Annotated in this window: 14 protein-coding genes, 1 tRNA gene and 1 pseudogene; 4 read left to right on the top strand and 12 right to left on the bottom strand. The window is 69.1% G+C overall.

Translation table 11 applies throughout. The features are described from left to right. Positions 1–99: 99 nt before the first annotated feature. Positions 100–315 (top strand): hypothetical protein, encoded by a 216-nt coding sequence (locus ACFWY9_RS19320; RefSeq protein WP_378339429.1) that lies wholly within the window; start codon positions 100–102, stop codon positions 313–315. Here the strand turns inward: ACFWY9_RS19320 and ACFWY9_RS19315 are convergent. After that, positions 287–1444 carry an FAD-dependent oxidoreductase gene (locus tag ACFWY9_RS19315; RefSeq protein WP_378339427.1) on the bottom strand — a complete coding sequence of 386 codons (1158 nt, stop codon included), beginning with the start codon at positions 1442–1444 and terminating at the stop codon, positions 287–289. The genes ACFWY9_RS19320 and ACFWY9_RS19315 overlap by 29 nt on opposite strands. 80 nt (positions 1445–1524) lie before the next feature. Between ACFWY9_RS19315 and ACFWY9_RS19310 the strand changes: the two genes are divergently transcribed. Beyond that, on the top strand, positions 1525–2109 hold the full coding sequence (locus ACFWY9_RS19310; protein WP_378339426.1) for a TetR/AcrR family transcriptional regulator: 585 nt from the start codon (positions 1525–1527) through the stop codon (positions 2107–2109). 69 nt (positions 2110–2178) lie between these two features. Here the strand turns inward: ACFWY9_RS19310 and ACFWY9_RS19305 are convergent, their stop codons facing one another. The 10 genes from ACFWY9_RS19305 to ACFWY9_RS19260 form a co-directional block, all read right to left on the bottom strand. After that, a complete protein-coding gene (locus ACFWY9_RS19305) occupies positions 2179–3798 on the bottom strand; it encodes an amidohydrolase (RefSeq protein ID WP_378339425.1) in 1620 nt (539 codons plus the stop codon). After that, a complete protein-coding gene (locus tag ACFWY9_RS19300) occupies positions 3795–4871 on the bottom strand; it encodes an ABC transporter ATP-binding protein (RefSeq protein WP_378339424.1) in 1077 nt (358 codons plus the stop codon). Before ACFWY9_RS19300 ends, ACFWY9_RS19305 begins: the two co-directional genes overlap by 4 nt. After that, complete coding sequence (locus ACFWY9_RS19295; protein WP_378339422.1) at positions 4864–5679, bottom strand: ABC transporter permease; 816 nt, start codon at positions 5677–5679, stop codon at positions 4864–4866. The genes ACFWY9_RS19300 and ACFWY9_RS19295 overlap by 8 nt, the downstream gene beginning before the upstream one ends. Then, complete coding sequence (locus ACFWY9_RS19290) at positions 5672–6535, bottom strand: ABC transporter permease (protein ID WP_378339420.1); 864 nt, start codon at positions 6533–6535, stop codon at positions 5672–5674. The genes ACFWY9_RS19295 and ACFWY9_RS19290 overlap by 8 nt, the downstream gene beginning before the upstream one ends. Then, positions 6532–7572, bottom strand: a complete 1041-nt coding sequence (locus ACFWY9_RS19285; RefSeq protein WP_378339419.1) for an extracellular solute-binding protein — start codon at positions 7570–7572, stop codon at positions 6532–6534. Before ACFWY9_RS19285 ends, ACFWY9_RS19290 begins: the two co-directional genes overlap by 4 nt. Positions 7573–7581: 9 nt before the next feature. After that, entirely contained in the window at positions 7582–8871 is a 1290-nt protein-coding gene (locus ACFWY9_RS19280; protein ID WP_378339417.1) for an aspartate aminotransferase family protein, read from the bottom strand. A 40-nt stretch (positions 8872–8911) separates the two neighbouring features. Beyond that, on the bottom strand, positions 8912–10357 hold the full coding sequence (locus tag ACFWY9_RS19275) for an NAD-dependent succinate-semialdehyde dehydrogenase (protein WP_378339416.1): 1446 nt from the start codon (positions 10355–10357) through the stop codon (positions 8912–8914). A 238-nt stretch (positions 10358–10595) separates the two neighbouring features. Then, complete coding sequence (locus ACFWY9_RS19270) at positions 10596–11180, bottom strand: TetR/AcrR family transcriptional regulator (RefSeq protein WP_378324121.1); 585 nt, start codon at positions 11178–11180, stop codon at positions 10596–10598. Positions 11181–11684: 504 nt separating this feature from the next. Then, on the bottom strand, positions 11685–12101 hold the full coding sequence (locus ACFWY9_RS19265; RefSeq protein ID WP_378324120.1) for a YybH family protein: 417 nt from the start codon (positions 12099–12101) through the stop codon (positions 11685–11687). A gap of 434 nt (positions 12102–12535) precedes the next feature. Further along, the gene (locus ACFWY9_RS19260; RefSeq protein WP_378339415.1) at positions 12536–13165 is read right to left on the bottom strand and encodes a DUF3291 domain-containing protein; all 630 of its coding nucleotides are present in this window, start codon (positions 13163–13165) and stop codon (positions 12536–12538) included. 144 nt (positions 13166–13309) lie between these two features. On the opposite strand from ACFWY9_RS19260, the pseudogene ACFWY9_RS19255 reads away from it, so the two are divergent. Then, positions 13310–13873: pseudogene (locus ACFWY9_RS19255) on the top strand (TetR/AcrR family transcriptional regulator); the annotation flags it as partial. A 363-nt stretch (positions 13874–14236) separates the two neighbouring features. Here ACFWY9_RS19255 and ACFWY9_RS19250 read toward each other — a convergent pair. After that, positions 14237–14310: transfer RNA gene (locus tag ACFWY9_RS19250), tRNA-Ile, on the bottom strand. A 272-nt stretch (positions 14311–14582) separates the two neighbouring features. Between ACFWY9_RS19250 and ACFWY9_RS19245 the strand changes: the two genes are divergently transcribed. Next, complete coding sequence (locus ACFWY9_RS19245) at positions 14583–15821, top strand: alginate lyase family protein (protein WP_378339413.1); 1239 nt, start codon at positions 14583–14585, stop codon at positions 15819–15821. The last annotated feature ends 194 nt before the right edge of the window (positions 15822–16015 follow it).

The raw sequence follows: 16015 nt of genomic DNA, 5'->3' as shown, positions 1-16015 counted from the left end.
TTTTCGGCGCCCGCGTATCTTTTTCAAACCCCACCTTGTTGTTTCTTCTCCCCCCCCCCCAACCCCCCCCCCCCCCGGGCGGCGCACAGCGGCATCGCCATGGTGACGACGATGGGTTCGCTCGCCGCGGCCACCAGCCCGGCGTTACTGGGCTGGATCAAAACGACCACCGGTTCCTTGGACCTCGGCCTGCAGATCAGCGCCGGGGTCGTCGTGCTGGGCGGCGTCATCCTCCTGCTCGGTATTCCCGCGTCCGCGCTGCGGGAGAACACCCTCGGCCCGTCCGTCACCGCGCGTTCAGGATCCGGTCGTTGAGCTGCCTGCGGATCGCGTCCACGTCGACGGGCGCGTCCTCCCCCAGTACCTCCATCAGTTCGGCGGCGGCCTGAGCGGCCGCGGCAGAGCGCGGGATCATGACGCTCTCGTAGGCGCGGACGGCGTCATCGAGGTCGGTGTGCGTGGCGATCGCGTCCGCGAGGGCCGTGCCGTCGAGCATGGCGAGATTGGCCCCGACGCCGACCGGCGGCATGAGGTGCGCGGCGTCGCCGAGCAGGGTGATCCCGGGTACGTGCGCCCAGGTGTGCCCGACCGGGAGCACATGCAGGGGCCGGTTGGCGAACCCGCCCTCGCTCTCGCGCAGCAGGCCGAGCAGATCGTCGTGCCAGCCGTCGAAGACACGCAGCAGGTACGCGCGCACGGCCTCGGCGTCGCCGAGATCCAGACCAGCGGTGACGTGCCAGTCCACCGGAACCGCCAGATCGGCGTAGACGCGGACGTGACCGCCGCTGTTGCGCTGGGCGATCAATGCCTGGCCGCCTGAACTCGCGACCATGGTCCCGTTCCCGACCAGCCGCGCCAGCGCGGGGTGCCGGGTGTCGACGTCGTCGAGGTACGTCTCGACGAGGGTGTTGCCGGTGTACGCGGGCGTCGCGGCGGAAACCGCCGGACGGATCCGGGACCAGGCGCCGTCCGCCCCGACGACCAGATCGAAGTCCTGCGTAGTGCCGTCGGCGAAGAGGAGTCCGGCGGTGCCGTCGCCCAGCGCCTCGACCCCGGTGACGGTGTGTCCCCAGTGGACAGTGCCTTCGGCGAGCGAGTCGAGAAACATGTCCCGCAGCTGGCCGCGGTCGATTTCGGGCGCGTAGTCGTCGGTTTCGGCGGGCTGGTCGTGACGCAGCAGTTCGGTCGTGACCGGGTCGAGTGTGCGCTGCTCCTGGCCTTCGGGCCGGGCCAGCGCGTGGAACCGGTCGAACAGGCCCGCGGCGCGCAGGGCGGCCTGGCCGGTGTCGGCGTGCAGGTCCAGGGTCCCGCCCTGCGAACGGGCGTGCCGTGACGGCTCCCGTTCGAAGACGGTGACGGACCTGCCGTGGAGCTGGAGGCCGCGGGCGCAGGCGAGGCCGCCCAGCCCCGCGCCGACGACGGCGATACGAGTGGTGGTGTCCATGCCCTCAGAAGACCACACTCACTTCAAAAGTGCAATCACTAGCTTTTTGACTTCGCTGCGCGTTGGGTTAGAGTGAGCGGGTGAACGAACCGATCGGCCGCCGGGAGCGGAAGAAGGCCCAGACCCGCCAGGCACTGGCCGACGCCGCGTTGAAGCTGTTCCTCGAGCGCGGCTACGACAACGTCAGCGTCAAGGAGGTCGCCGACGCCGCGGACGTGGCCGTGACCACGTTGTTCAAACACTTCCCCCGCAAGGAAGCCCTGGTCTTCGACCTCGAAGACGACATCGAGGCCGCGCTCGTCGCGGCGGTCCGCGATCGGCCCGCCGGGCAGTCGATCCCGGCCGCCCTGTGCGATAACTGCCGGCACGGGGCGCCCACGGCCGACGGGAACGCGGAAGTCGCCGCGTTCCTCCGGATGGTGGAGGAAACCCCGGCATTGCTGGAATACAGCCGCCACATGTGGTTACGCCACGAGACCGCGCTGGCACGCGCCATCGCCGAGGACCTCGGCGCGCCCGCGGACGACGTCGTCTGCACGGCACTGGCGCGGTTCGCGCTCGAAGCGGGCGACATCGTCTACCGGCGCCCCAAGCCGGAACGCGACGTCCAGACGATCTTCGCCCTGCTCGAAGACGGCTGGACCGCGACCGTCCCGAAGAGCTGAAGGGGACTTTCGTCTCGTTACATGCGAGGAAAGTCCCCTTCAGCTCATCCGGTGCGAGGAAAGTCCCCTTCAGCCCACCACTACGCGGCCGCCGACGATGGTCAGTACCGACCGCAGGTTCAGAAGTTCGGAGGCGGAGGCGGTGACGGGATCGGCGTCGAGCACGGCCAGGTCGGCCAGCCGTCCGGGGGCCAGCGTCCCCTTGACGCCGTCGGCGTTCTCCATCCAGGCGGGCCCCGACGTCCACAGGCGCAGCGCCTCTTCCCGGCTCAGCCGGTCGGCGGGCGCCGGGGGTCCGAAGGGGTTGGGGCCGGGAGCGCCGGTGAAGGTGGCGACGCCGCGCCGCCAGTCGGGCTGGGTGACTGGGGCGTCCGAACTGTCTGCAGTGGACACTCCGTGGTCCAGCAGGGCACGCGCAGGGAAGGCCCGTGCCCATTGCGCTTCGCCGACGGTGCGCACCATCGATGGGCCGCTGTAGGTGCGCATGAGCGAGCTGGTGATGACGCCGATTCCGTGCCGTGCCAACCGTTCGTGGACCGCGGGCGAGAGGAACGTGCCGTGGATCAGCACATGTCGTGCCTCCGGCCACGGGTCGGCGGCGGCCGCGGCCTCGATCGCGTCCACCACGGCGTCGGCGGCGCGATCGCCGGTCACGTGCACCTGCGCTTGGACGCGTTTCCGTTGTGCCGCCGCGACGAGCGCGCGCAGTTCGTCCACTCTGGACTCGGTGCTGTCCCCCACGGTGACCAGATCGCCGTGGCTGCCGTCCGGGTAGGGCTGGTGCATCCACGCCGTGCAATGGGTCGGCACGCCGTCGGCGAACAGTTTGATGCCCCCGGCGCGCAACAGGTCGTCACCGCCGAACGACGCGCTTTCCAGTGCACGGCGCAGGCTCGCGGCCGAAGTGGTCGGAGAAGGCCAGTCCCAGTGCAGGAGCGCGTTGACCCGCACGGTCAGCCTGCCCGCGGCGTGCAGGTCCTGGTAGTCCCGCCACAGCTCGGGCGTCACGATCGGATCCGTCACGCTGGTGACGCCGAGCCCGTTGAGACGCCGCATCGCGCGGACGATCACGTCGAGCCGCTCTTCCCTGCCGGGCCGTGGAATCAGTCGCGCTACGAGGTCCTGCGCGCTTTCCACGAGCAGCCCGGTCGGTTCGCCGTGCTCGTCGCGCACGATCTCCCCGGCGGGCGGATCCGGTGTGGCGGCGGTGATCCCGGCCCGTCGCAGCGCGGCGCTGTTGACCCACACCGAATGCGACGAGGCGTGGTGGAGCACGGCCGGGCGATCGCCGGTGACCTCGTCCAGCCAGGAACGGGACGGAACCGCGCATCCCGCCGCGAACTCCGCGATGGTCGTCTCCCGCCAGCCGCGGCCGGCAATCCACTCGCCGTCCGGCGCGGTGGCCAGCGCCGAAGCGACCGCGGCCAAGTCACCGGCAGCCGAGAGGTCCACGCAGAACTCCGGACCGCTCAGCGCGTGCCAGGCCAGATGCAGATGCGCGTCGTTGATCCCGGGGACGACCGTTTTCCCTTGCAGCTCAACCACTCGGGCGCCGGAGTTCGCGGCCGCGGACACCGTCTCGTCGTCCCCGACGGCGTGGACGACACCATCGCGGATCAGCACCGCGCTCACGACGCCGGGACCGTCGAAAGTGCGGACGATGCCGCCCCGCAACAGCAGATCGGTCATGACGCGACGCTTCCGGCAAGACCCGCGTCCGGGACGACGGCCTGGTGTTCGGGATGCCAGGCCACCACGACGTCGGCGCCGGGCCGGTGTTCGTGGACCGCACCGGCGGGGAGGATCGCGCACCCCCTGGTGCCGTCGCCGTAGCGGAGCCAGACCCGGCTGTGGTCGCCGACGTAGACGACGTCGGTGATCACCGCGCCGGCACGCTGGTGCCCGGCCGGAACCTGGCTCTCCGCATACAAAGTCACGCGTTCCGGACGCACGATCGTCACCTCTCCCGGCGTGAAGCGCAGCGCGTTGGACTCGCCGATGAACTGCGCGACGAAGAGCGTTTCCGGCCGCTCGTAAAGATCTTCCGGGGTGCCGACCTGTTCGACGCGGCCCTCGTTGAAGACCGTGATCCGATCCGAAAGCGTCAGCGCCTCCTGCTGGTCGTGGGTCACGAACAGGAACGTCATGCCGAGCTGCCGGTGCATCCGCGCGATCTCCCGCTGGAGCTGGTCGCGGAGCTTCTTGTCCAGCGCTCCCAGCGGTTCGTCCATCAGCAGCGCCCTCGGCTCGTAGACCACGGCGCGGGCGAGCGCCACCCGCTGCTGCTGCCCGCCGGAGAGCTGACGGGGAAAGCGGTCACCGACCGCGGACAACCCGACCATCTCCAGCGCGTCGGCTACCCGCTGCTCGATCTCGGCACGCGGCCGTCCGCGGCGGGCAAGTCCAAACGCGACATTGCGGGACACGGTCATGTGCGGGAAGAGCGCGTACTGCTGGAACACCACGCCGAGGTCACGCCGGTGGGGTTTGAGGCGCGAGATCTCGCGGCCGTCGACGGTGATCGACCCGGCGGTGAGCGGGGTGAACCCGGCGATCATCGACAGCATCGTGGTCTTCCCGGAACCGGACGGGCCCAGGAAGGTCATGAACTCGCCGTCCGCGATGTGCAGCGACACGTCGTCCACCGCCGGACGGTCGACGCCGGGATAGGCCTTGGTCACGTGCGCGGTGGTGATCCCGCTGCGTTCGTCAAAGCGGCGTTCGTCAAAGCGGCGTTCGTCAAAACGGTGATCGTCAGTCATGGTGGCTCCGTCGGCGAAGGAACTGGGGCACGAGCAACAGGACCGTCGTGAACACGACGATGAGACTGGACGCGGCGGCGATGGTCGGGTCGATCTCCAGCACGATCGACTCGTACATCTTCACCGGCAGCGTCTTGATGTCCGGTGTCTGCAGGAAGAGGGCGATGACCACCTCGTCGAACGAAGTGGCGAAGGCGAACACGAAACCGGACATCACGCCGGGCGCGACGAGTGGCAGGACCACCTTCCGCACCGTCGTGAACCGGTTTGCGCCGAGGCTGGCGGCCGCCCGCTCCATGACGGGGTCGTAGCCGGCGAGGCTGGTCTGCACGGAGGTGATCACGAACGGCACGCCGAGCACCGTGTGGGCCAGCACGAACCCGAGCATGGTGCCGTTCAGCTGCCACCGCAGGAAAACCCCGTAGATCGCGACCGCCACGACGATCCCTGGCAGGATCATCGGCGCCATCAGCAGCTGCCGGACGGCCCCGCGGCCGCGGAAGCGGGCCCGGTCGAGCCCGAACGCCGCCGCGACGCCGAACACGGTCGCGAGCGCGGCCGCCAGCAGTGCCACCTGGACGGAGTTGGCCAGCGACGCCAGCCACTGCTTGCTGCCGAAGAACTCGCCGTACCAGCGGAGCGACCAGCCATCCGGCGGGAACTGGAAGGTCGAGCCCGCACCGAAACTCATCGGGATGACCACGAGCGTCGGCGCGATCAGGACGAACCCGACGAGCACGACCCAGATCCGCAGCCCGACGCCGAGAGTGCGTTCCTTGCGGGCGACGCGGGTGACGGAGTCAGCCACGGTCCGTACCTCCCGTCATGCTGGCGCCGAGCGGCGCGGCGATCCGGCTGATCACCGCGAGCACGATCAACGTGAGCACGAGCAGGATCGCGCCCAGCGCGCCGGCGCCCGCGAAGTCGAGCAGATCGTTGACCCTGGTGCCGATCACCTGCGCGGCCAGCGCCTGCTGCGGTGTGCCGAGCAGTGCCGGGGTGAGGTAGAAGCCCAGCGACATGATGAACACCACCGAAACCCCCGCGAGCACACCGGGCATCGACAGCGGCAGATACACCCGCAGGAACGCGACGGGCCCGCGTGCGCCGAGACTGCGAGCCGCGTGGAGCAGGCTGCGATCGATGCCGAGCATGGTGTTCTGCAGCGGCAGCACCATGAACGGCAGCATCACCTGCACCATCGCGACGGTCACCCCCGCCACCGAACCGAGCAGGCTCACGCCATGAATCCCGACGGCGCCGAAGAGCTTTTCGATCACCCCGCCCCGCTGTTCCAGTACGTACCAGGCGAAGTTGCGGGCCATGACGCTGGTCCAGAACGGCATCAGCACCAGCAGCGTCAGCAGACCGCGGGCCCGCCTGCCCACGCGGCTCATCGCGTAGGCGTAGGGATAGGCGATGACCAGCGTCGCGGCGGTGATGATCAACGCCGTCCGCAGGGTCCGGAGCACGACGCGGATCTGCACCTTGTCGCCGAGCACGGCCAGGTAGTTGGCGACGCCGAAGCCGGGCTCCGAAAAACTGCGCCACAGGATCACGGCCAGCGGGTAACAGAAGAACACCAGCAGGACCGCCGCCGCGGGAAACAACAACCAGGACGCGGCGACGCGGCGGGTCGCTCTCCCCGGTACCACGGCGGTCATCCGGTTTTCCAGTCCGACCAGGTCTTCACGACCCTGGTCCGGTTGGCCGCCCACCACTTCACATCGCTGAGCACGCGCAGGTCCTCCTTGTCGTCCCCCCAGATGTCCAGAGCACGGGCGATTTCCGGGTAGCGGGGTTTCGCCGCGGAGTTCGCGGGACCCACCCCGGCCCGCTCGGCGAACGCCGCCGATTGCGCGGGCTCGGCGGCGTAGCGGATCAGCTGCTTTGCCTCCTCCGCCCGGCGGGATCCCTTGGGTACCACCAAAACATCCCAGGTGACCGGGATCGGCACGCCGGAGACCACCTTCCAGTTGGTGGCCCCGGTCTTCAGCAGTGAATAGGCGCGGGCACTGACGATGAGCGCCAGATCCGCCTGTCCCCCGGCCATGCGCTGCTGCTGATCGCCGTAGGTGTCGCTGATCGACAGCTCGGGCCGGATGCGGTCGTACATCGCCAGCGCGCGCGGCACGTCGAGCGGATAGAGCCGGTCCTTCGGGACGCCATCGGCGAGCAGCGCCGCCTCCAGCGTGCCGACGCTCGGGTCGTTTCCGTAGATGATCCGCCGCCCGGGAAACTTGGCGGGGTCGAAGAAATCGGCCAGCCGCGACGGCGGATGATCGCCGTAGACGTTCGCGTTGTACATCAGCGTCATGCCGAAGAACGCGTCCGGGATGCCGCAGGGCGTCAGCGTGTCCCGGGGGAACGCCGCGGCCAGCGGTCCCATGTCGACCGGCTCGACCAGGGTGCCGCACGCCTGGGCCGCCGACGACGCCTCGGTGTCGACGACGTCCCAGGTGACCTTGCCCGCCTCGACCATCGCCTTGAGCTTGGCCATGCTGGACGGGCCGTCGATCGTGACCGTGGTGCCGGTCTTCTCCGTGTACGGGTTCAACCAGGCCGAGCGCTGGCCCGCCTGGTAGGCGCCCTGGCCGTAGGAGACGAAAACGAGGGAGTTCGCGCCGCCCTCGGAGACGGCGCATCCGGCGGCCAGGAGGATCGTCGCCGCGGACAACAGCGTTGGTATCCGGCGTCGCACGATGCCTCCTCAGCCCGCGGCGGCCGCGACGTGACGGCACAGGACGTCGGCGAGGGTGTCGAGCTGCTCCTCGGTGATCACCAGCGGCGGCGAGAGCACGATGCTGGCGCCCGACGCGCGCACCACGACGCCGTCCGCGCGGCAGCCGGACTGGACGGACGCGGTGGGCACGCCGTCGAACTCGATGCCGAGCATCAGTCCGACCCCGCGCACCTCGCGCACGTGCGGGAGTTTCGTGAGCGGGTCGAGCCGTTCCCGGAGACGCGCGCCGAGGACGCGGGCGCGCTCGGGGAGGTTTTCCCGCTCGATGATGTCGATGTTGGCCAGCGCCACCGCCGCTCCGACCGGATGGCCGTTGTAGGTGAACCCGTGCAGGAACGTGGCGCCGTCGGCCAGGTCCAGCACCCGGCGCCCGATCAGCACCGCGCCCATCGGGATGTAGCCGCTCGTGATGCCCTTCGCGAGCACGATCATGTCGGGTTCGATGCCGAAGTGGTCGCTGCCGAACCAGTGCCCGGTCCGGCCGAAGGCGGTCACGATCTCGTCGACGATGAGCAGGATTCCGTGCCGCCGCAACACTTCCTGTACCCGCGGCCAGTAGCCCTCCGGCGGCGGGACCATGCCGCCGACGCCGAGGACGGGTTCGCCGATGAACGCGGCGATGCGGTGCGCGCCGATCTCCTCGATGCGCCGTTCCAGCTCGGCGACGAGGACGTCGGTGGCGTCCGGGCCGTGCTCGATGCCGTGCGGTTTGCCCAGCCATTCGACGTCCGGCAGCAGCGGGCCGAACCCCGCGCGCAGGCCGTCGATGCCCGTCGCGGCAAGGGATCCGCCGCCCATGCCGTGGTAGCCGCCGGTGCGGGCGAGGATCACCGTGCGCTCCGGCGAACCCGCGTGGTGGTGGGCGAGGCGGGCGAGCTTGATCGCGGTCTCGTTGCCTTCGGAGCCGCCGTTGGTGAGGAAGACGCGTTCGAGCCCTTCGGGGGCGAGCTTCAGCAGCCGGTCGGCGAGCCGGATCGCCGGGGCGTTGGAGTAGTCCCCGAAGGACGAGAAGAACTCCAGCCTGCCGATCTGCTCGGCGGCTACGGCGGCGAGTTCGGCGCGCCCGTGTCCGACCGGGCACTGCCACAGACCGCAGGTGCCGTCGATGTACTGGCGGCCGTCGGTGTCCCAGAGCAGGGCGCCTTCGCCGCGGTCGAGGACGAGCGGCTCATCGGGCGCGCCGATCACGGTGTGCGGGTGCACCAGGGTTTTCCGGTCCAGTTCGGACAGCTCCGTTGTGGACAGTGTGCTGGTCATCGAGGTCCTTTCCGATGTGGACGGTTCGGAAGCGGGCGGTTCAGAAACGCAGCGCGACGGCCTTGGCCTCGGTGTAGGCCTCGATGCCCTCACTGCCGCCTTCGCGTTCCTGGCCGGAGTTCTTCTGCCCGCCGAACGGGAGTTCCGGACGGACCGGGGCGGGGTCGTTCACACCGATCACGCCGAAGTCGAGCCGTTCGAGGACACGCCAGATGCGCCGGAGGTCGGAGCCGAACACGTACGCGGCCAAGCCGTATTCCGTCGCGTTGGCGAGAGCGACGGCTTCTTCGTCGTCCGAGAACGTCGACACGGCCAGCGCGGGACCGAACGTCTCTTCCTGGGCGATCAGCATGTCGGGAGTGACGTCGACGAGGACGGTCGGCTGGAAGAAATGGCCTCGCAGAGCCGAATCCTCGGGCTCCCAACGGCTTCCGCCGACGAGTACCCGGGCGCCCTTCTCGACGGCGTCGGCGACCTGACGCTCAACCTTCGCGAGCCCTGCCTCATCGATCAACGGTCCTATCGCGACGCCGTCGGTGTCCCCGCGGCCGAGCCGTAGTGCCGCCGTCTTCTTTTCGATCAACGCCAGAAGGTCGTCGCGGACGCTCTCGTGCACGTACAGCCGGTTCACCGCGGTGCAGCTCTGACCGGCATTGAAGAACTTCGCGGTCACGACACCGGCTGCGGCGGCTTCGAGATCGGCGTCCCCGAAGACGATCGCCGGGGAATGGCCGCCCATCTCCAGCGACGTCCGGCGCAGCACGGAACCGGTGCGGCGCAACAGTCCCAGGCCGACCTCCGTCGACCCGGTGAAGCTCACCTTCCGCAACCGGCGGTCGGCGAGCAGGGTATCGACCAGTTCCGCGGGCCGGGTCGTGGTCAGCGACTGGAGCACGCCCGCGGGCAGGCCGGTCTCCTGCAGGATCCGGAGCAGCGCGGTGGCGATGAGCGGCGTCTGCTCGGCGGGTTTCGCGATCACGGTGCATCCCGCAGCCAGCGCGAGCCCGACCTTGCGGATGAGCATGCTGGCCGGGAAGTTCCACGGCGTGATGGCCAGTACCGGGCCCACCGGGCTACGCAGCACCAGGCCGGGACCCGCCGCGTTCGCCGGGGTCACCCGCCCGTTGGCGCGGCGGCCCTCCTCCGCGGCCCACTCCAGCATGCGCGCGGCGCCCGCCAGCTCGCCCGCCGCTTCGGCCAGCGGCTTTCCGTTTTCCTGGCTGAGCAAGCGGGCAAGTTCGTCACGACCGGCGCGGATGGAGGCCGCCCCGGCACGCAGGTAGCCGCCGCGCGTCTCCGGATCCGTTTCGGCCCACCCGCGGAAGGCCGCGGAGGCCGCGTCGACGGCGGAACGAGCGTGCTCGGGGCCGGCGTCCGAGGCCTGGCCGATCACCTCGAGACTCGCGGGGTCGACAACGTCGAAAGCCGAGGGCGCGGCAGCCCAGCTCCCCTCGATCAGCAGGGTCGCGACAGCGGTGTCTGACATCGGAACGCCTTTCACAGCGGAGATTCGGGCCGTGGTGGCCGGGGAACGCGATCGGGTGCGCTGGAGCGTGGCACCTCGATGCGCCGAGTCTGAACTCAAGTGTTGATGAAGTCAACACCCAGGCCGCGGCGAATTCGTCTCGTTACCCGGGGTTTTCCGTTGCAGTACAAGGAAATGATCAATGCCCCCGTGTCGACAGTGGACACGCGGGTCATTGGCGAACAGCGGCGGCGAGAGGTCAGGTGTCCACGATGGACGTTTTCGCGGCGCCGCTCGCCTTCAGCAGCGCGCGCAGCGCGTCGAGTGCCGCACCGGGGTCGGCCCCGGGGTCGGCGACCTGATGCAGGAACATCCCGTCGAGCGCGTAGTAGACGAGCGAAGTGAGCCCGTCGCCCGGCGGGGCCCCGATGGAGGCGAGATCCTTCGCCACCGCGCCGAAGTAGCTCTCGTACAGCCGTTGCACCCCCGGCCGCAGCTCCGCCCGGCCGGCCGACTCGACGACCAGCCGGTACTGGAAGATCTGGATGTCGGCGCTCTCTGCGAAGCGCTTCCGCACGTCCGGCCCGCCCGCGAAGATCCCCGCCCGCGCGCCGAGGAGACCGTTTTCGGCGCTCTCCTCGAGCACCCAGTCGAGCGACGAGCGCAGCAGGTCGTCGATGGACGAGAAGTGATGCTGCACCGCGCCCGTGGTGACCCCGGCCGCACCGGCGACCGCGCGATAGGTCAGCCCGCGAATCCCTTCGCGCGCGACGACTTCGACGGCGGCGCGCTGCAGCGCGCGCTTCATCTCCGCGGGCGCTCGCTGCCCCTTCCGGCTCGCCATGCGGTCTCCTTCCGCGCACCCCCGGACGCGCTTACATTACAAATGTAATGAACAAGAGTCAACCAGCGTTGGAGGCGGGAGTGCCGAAGGACGCCTTCGGTGCACGCAATACGCTGAAGCACTTCGGTACCCCACCGACAGCCGTGCCCGCTGCGCGATCGTGCCTGATCCCTGCCGCATGTGATCGTCTGGCCCCGTTCATCGGGGCTGCCGCCGAGCCGTCGACGCGCCCCACCACGTGCTGGCGCCGGGCACCCGATTCGATCCTCGTCAGGATCGGTATGTCGCCCCCGATACGGCCACCGTGCGGCCGGTGACCGGCCGCCTCGACGGTGACGTCCCCGGCGACGTGATCAGTGTCTGACCGGCCAGGCACGACACCACAACCGCCGATCCCGACCCGCTGCCGGCGGAGCGTCGTGCATCGTCAACTCCCTGCGCCGTCAGCAGCCGGCGATGATGCTCAGCACCCCTGCAGGGAGTCCCTCGCTGATTGCCTGCCGGTCACGGCAGTTCTTCCTGGGTGCCGAAGGGGCTGTCGATGACGAGGCGCCAGTATCCGTCGGTACCTCGCTGGGCGACATCCGTCGCCGTGCCGGAGAGATCGACGGTTTCACCATTGGGTGCGGTGCCGCGCAGGGACCAGTTGGTAATGAGGAGAGCGATGTCGCCTGCGACGTAGGCGTGCCGGAGCCGAATGTCGATGGGAAGCCGGAAGTCGAGGAAGCCCTGGTTGGCGGCGAGCAGGTCGTTACCGGCGACCGGGTGATCGTGGCTGGGCACGAGCACCGCGGATGCACTGTAGAAGCTGGCGACACGCTCGGCGTCACCGCTATTGAAAGCATCCATGAACGCCGCCGGCAGCTTTTCCGCCTCGGTCGGCAGGACTGTGCGCACGGGGTCAGCATCGGGAGAGGCCATAGCGCCGACTTTACAAGCGACTACGCGAATGTCGCACGCCGACGGGAAGCATCCCCGCTTCGCGGTGATTGGCGGCGAGCAGAACTCATAGTGTCCTATATGCACTGTTCGGCAAGCGCGCAGCTGATCAGGACTACGGCTTCCCACTCGGGTGGCGGCATCCGCCAACCCGGAGACCCCAAGCCCGCACACCCGGAGATCATGAAGGGACCACCACGTTGCCCGTCGTGGGCCCGCCGGAAACAGGTGATCCACCAAGAGAACACGTTCCAGATCCACCGCGCGGAGCGATCAATAGCGACGGCGACTAAACGTCCGGAAATGCCGAGAAGCGGGCGTGGGAATTGATCCTCGTCGCCGCTGCTCGCGTGGAAGGTTCTCCGGTCAGGCCGGCCGGCTGTGTCACCTGCTCGGACGACAGCGCGCCTCGCAGACTAGCCTGCGCACGTCGCCTTCACGCCTGGGATCAGGCAACAGATAGCGCGGGATCTTGTCCACCCCGTGCCCGCGTTCGCCCTGGTCGGCGGATTCCATTGGCAGCCCATTGACCTCGCTGCGCCGTCATGCTCGGCCCATCGCGAGCCGAAGGTAAAGCGCTGTGCGGACTCTCCGTCCCGGGCAAGAGCCTCGAGTCTGGCTACGCCGTCCGACCAGCGGGGCACCGAGCCGTCCTCGACGTTCCAGAGAACATGCCCCGGCCAGGACCCCTTCAGGAACCAGTCGTACCTGAGTTTCAGAGCCTCGCGGTGCAATCCTCTGTAGACGAACAGACGTGCGCTCTCGACGTCCTGCCACAGGCTCAATGTCGCGATGTGGACGTGCGGATCGTGACCCGCCAAGCCCGGAAGACCCAGGGGTAGCACGTAGGATCCCCAGCGCCCGAAATCTTCTCCGGGTGCGTGTACCGCGTCTCCGTCATAGTCGTCCTCGGCTCGGCCGAGGAACCCCTGGGCGTGGTCGCCGGCACTGTAGATCTCGTCGCCCCGGCTGGAGAGGTCGTCCAGCGCGGCCAGCTCCATGGCGGGGTCGAGCAGGCCGAATGTGTAAAGCGCAATGTTGCTCACGGGAACTGCTTTCTATTTTTTTTGGACGGGCATTTCAAGCCCGAGGCGGCCCGTCGAGGGTGGGGACGGCCGATGACATGACGGTCGGCGTGCGGGCCCCGCAGCAGGCGCAGCCGCGAGACGAAGGCCAAGCTCCTCGCCGCGACCGAGGACCTGCTCATCGAAGGCGGCGCCGACGCGGTCACCATGGGCGCGGTCGCTGCCCGCGCCGAGGTCTCCGTCGGCACGGTTTACCGCCGCTTCGAGAACAGGGAACTGCTCCTGCGCGCCGTCAAGGACCGCATGCTCGCCCGGTTCGGGGACCGGCTCACCGCTCGACTCCGGGACCCGCTGGCCGATCTGGAGTCGGTGATCAATGCCTACACCGCTGCGGTTGTGGACTGGATGGCCGAGAGCGGACGCCTCCTGCCGGAGATCTTCGGGGTTCGCCTGCGGCCCGTCCCGGACCAGCGCGCCGAGGGCCTGGCCGCCCTGCGGCGGTTGCTGGTCGAGGCAGCCGCACCACACCGGGAAGCGGTCCGGCTCCAAGACGCGGACGCGGAGCTGGGGTTCATCAGTCGTATCATCACCGCCTCGGCGATGCACCGCGCGCTCAGTATCGACGCGGCCCCGGACGGGATGACCTGGGAGCAGTGGCGCATCCGGACTGCTCTCATGGCGGTGGCCTACCTGACCACCGACCGATCGTCGGCCCCGGACCCACCGTGACGACACCCAGGTCGGCTCCCCGACACCCCGGCCCACCGCGCAGGTCCCCTGTCGATCAGCCCGCGAACGAGTCCAGCAGTTAGCGGACAGGGGTAACACAACACGCGCCAAGGGGGTATGTCGGCGGACGCGCGAAGATCACGACGACCGTTGACAACCCACTATTCCCCGCAACTCGTTATATACAGCCAAAGCTCACCACACCGAACACCTGCCGGCCCACCCCGAAAAGCGATTAGCCTAAGCCCGCCATCAGCACGACAGTGAGAACGGAGCCCGAACGGAACCCGGAGCGCGATCCGACAGGTCACGCCCAGGTCACAACAACGGGAGAATCCTCGAGCAGGGCCTGATATATCAGGGTGGGCCGGGTCGGGCTCGAACCGACGGCCAAGGGATTATGAGTCCCCTGCTCTAACCAACTGAGCTACCGGCCCCTCGACGGGACACCGCGCAGCATTAGCTTTCGCACAGATGCCCCAGTTCGTTTCAAGCTATCACAGCCGATGACCGGTCCCGAGGCGGCAGGTGACACACGTCGGGTCGACTGTCCCACACCCCGAACTTCGCACCTCGGGACGGGGCAGACATCTGATCTATTACCGCTTAATCCCGGTGATCAGGACGATCGCCCGCACTAGATCCCGGACAGTAATCCGATGTATTTTGGCGATCCACGCCGCACCACGTCAACACGAGGGAGAAGTCCATGGGGCAGCCCCGTCCGCACCTGTTCCACCGCGGTCACGTCGTGCTGTGGGCGGCGGTACTCGCGCTGATCGCCGCGGGTGGCGTCGTCGCGCTGACGCGGACGTCCGCGTCCGGCACGCCGGCGATCGCGCGCGCCGCCGCGTCCGCGTCCTTCACACATCCGGGCGTGTCCGACACCAAGCAGAGTCTCGATTTCGTCCGCCGGAAGATCGACGCCGGCGCCGAACCGTGGAAGTCCGCTTTCGCGCAGATGAAGGCCAGCCCGCTGGCCTCGCTGAGCCGCACGCCGAAACCGATCGCGGACGTGCAGTGCGGGCCCAGTTCGAAGCCGGACATCGGCTGCACCGACGAACGGACCGACGCCCTCGCGGCCTACACGGACGCGCTGATGGCATACCTCACCGGCAACGAGGCCTACGCCGCCAAAGCGGTCGAGCTCATGGACGCGTGGGCCGCCACGATCACGAAGCATTCGCTGAGCAACGCGCCCCTGCAGACCGGCTGGGCCGGGGTCTCCTGGGCACGCGCCGGCGAACTCGTCCGCGCGACCTCGACGGCCTGGCCCGCGGCGAAACAGGCCCAGTTCGCCACGATGCTGCGCAAGGTCTACCTCCCGGTGCTGTTGAAAGGCTCGCACGCCAACGGGAACTGGGAACTGATCATGACCGACGCCGCCGTCGGGATCTCGGTGTTCCTCGACGACCGCGCCTCCTACGACAAGGCCGTGAACACCTGGCGGGGCCGCGTCCCCGCGTACGTCTACGTCAGCTCGGACGGCGCGCTCCCCAAGGCGGCTCCCGGCATGCCCGACGACCGGGACGCGCTGGTCAAGTACTGGCACGGGCAGACGAAGTTCGTCGACGGCCTCGCCCAGGAGACGTGCCGCGACTTCGGGCACACCGGCTGGGGCCTGGTCGCGGCGAGCCACGTCGCCGAGACGGCGAAGCTGCAGGGCGGGCCCGATCTGTTCGGCGAGATGCGCGATCGCCTGGTGGCGGCGCTGGAGTTCCACGCCGGGTACGACCTCGGCGCGGCCGTGCCGTCCTGGCTGTGCGGCGGCAAGGTGAAGAAGGGGCTGGGGCCGGTTCTCGAAACCGCCTACAACCGCTACCACAACCAGCTCGGCGTCCCGATGCCGCAGACGTCCGCGCTGCTGGCCCGCACCCGGCCCGCCGGGACCGACAACCACTTCCTCGCCTGGGAGACCCTCACCCACGGGGACAACCCGGCTGCCTGAGCCGGGTGGCGCCGCAGGTCAGCGGACATCCATTCACACTTCTGGGTGAATCGATGTCCCAGGCGTCATCCGGGCGCCGCCCCGCCCCTCTCTGATGCCGTGGTGGTACTCCGGTCAGGCAGCCCCCCGACTGGCCGGGGTACCACCATCGACATCCGGCGGCCGGACCCGTACAGCGAAACGGGCCCCGGCCG

This window comes from Amycolatopsis sp. NPDC059027 (assembly GCF_042739735.1).
Lineage (GTDB): Bacteria > Actinomycetota > Actinomycetes > Mycobacteriales > Pseudonocardiaceae > Amycolatopsis.
This window is presented reverse-complemented; position numbering and strand designations above follow the sequence as displayed.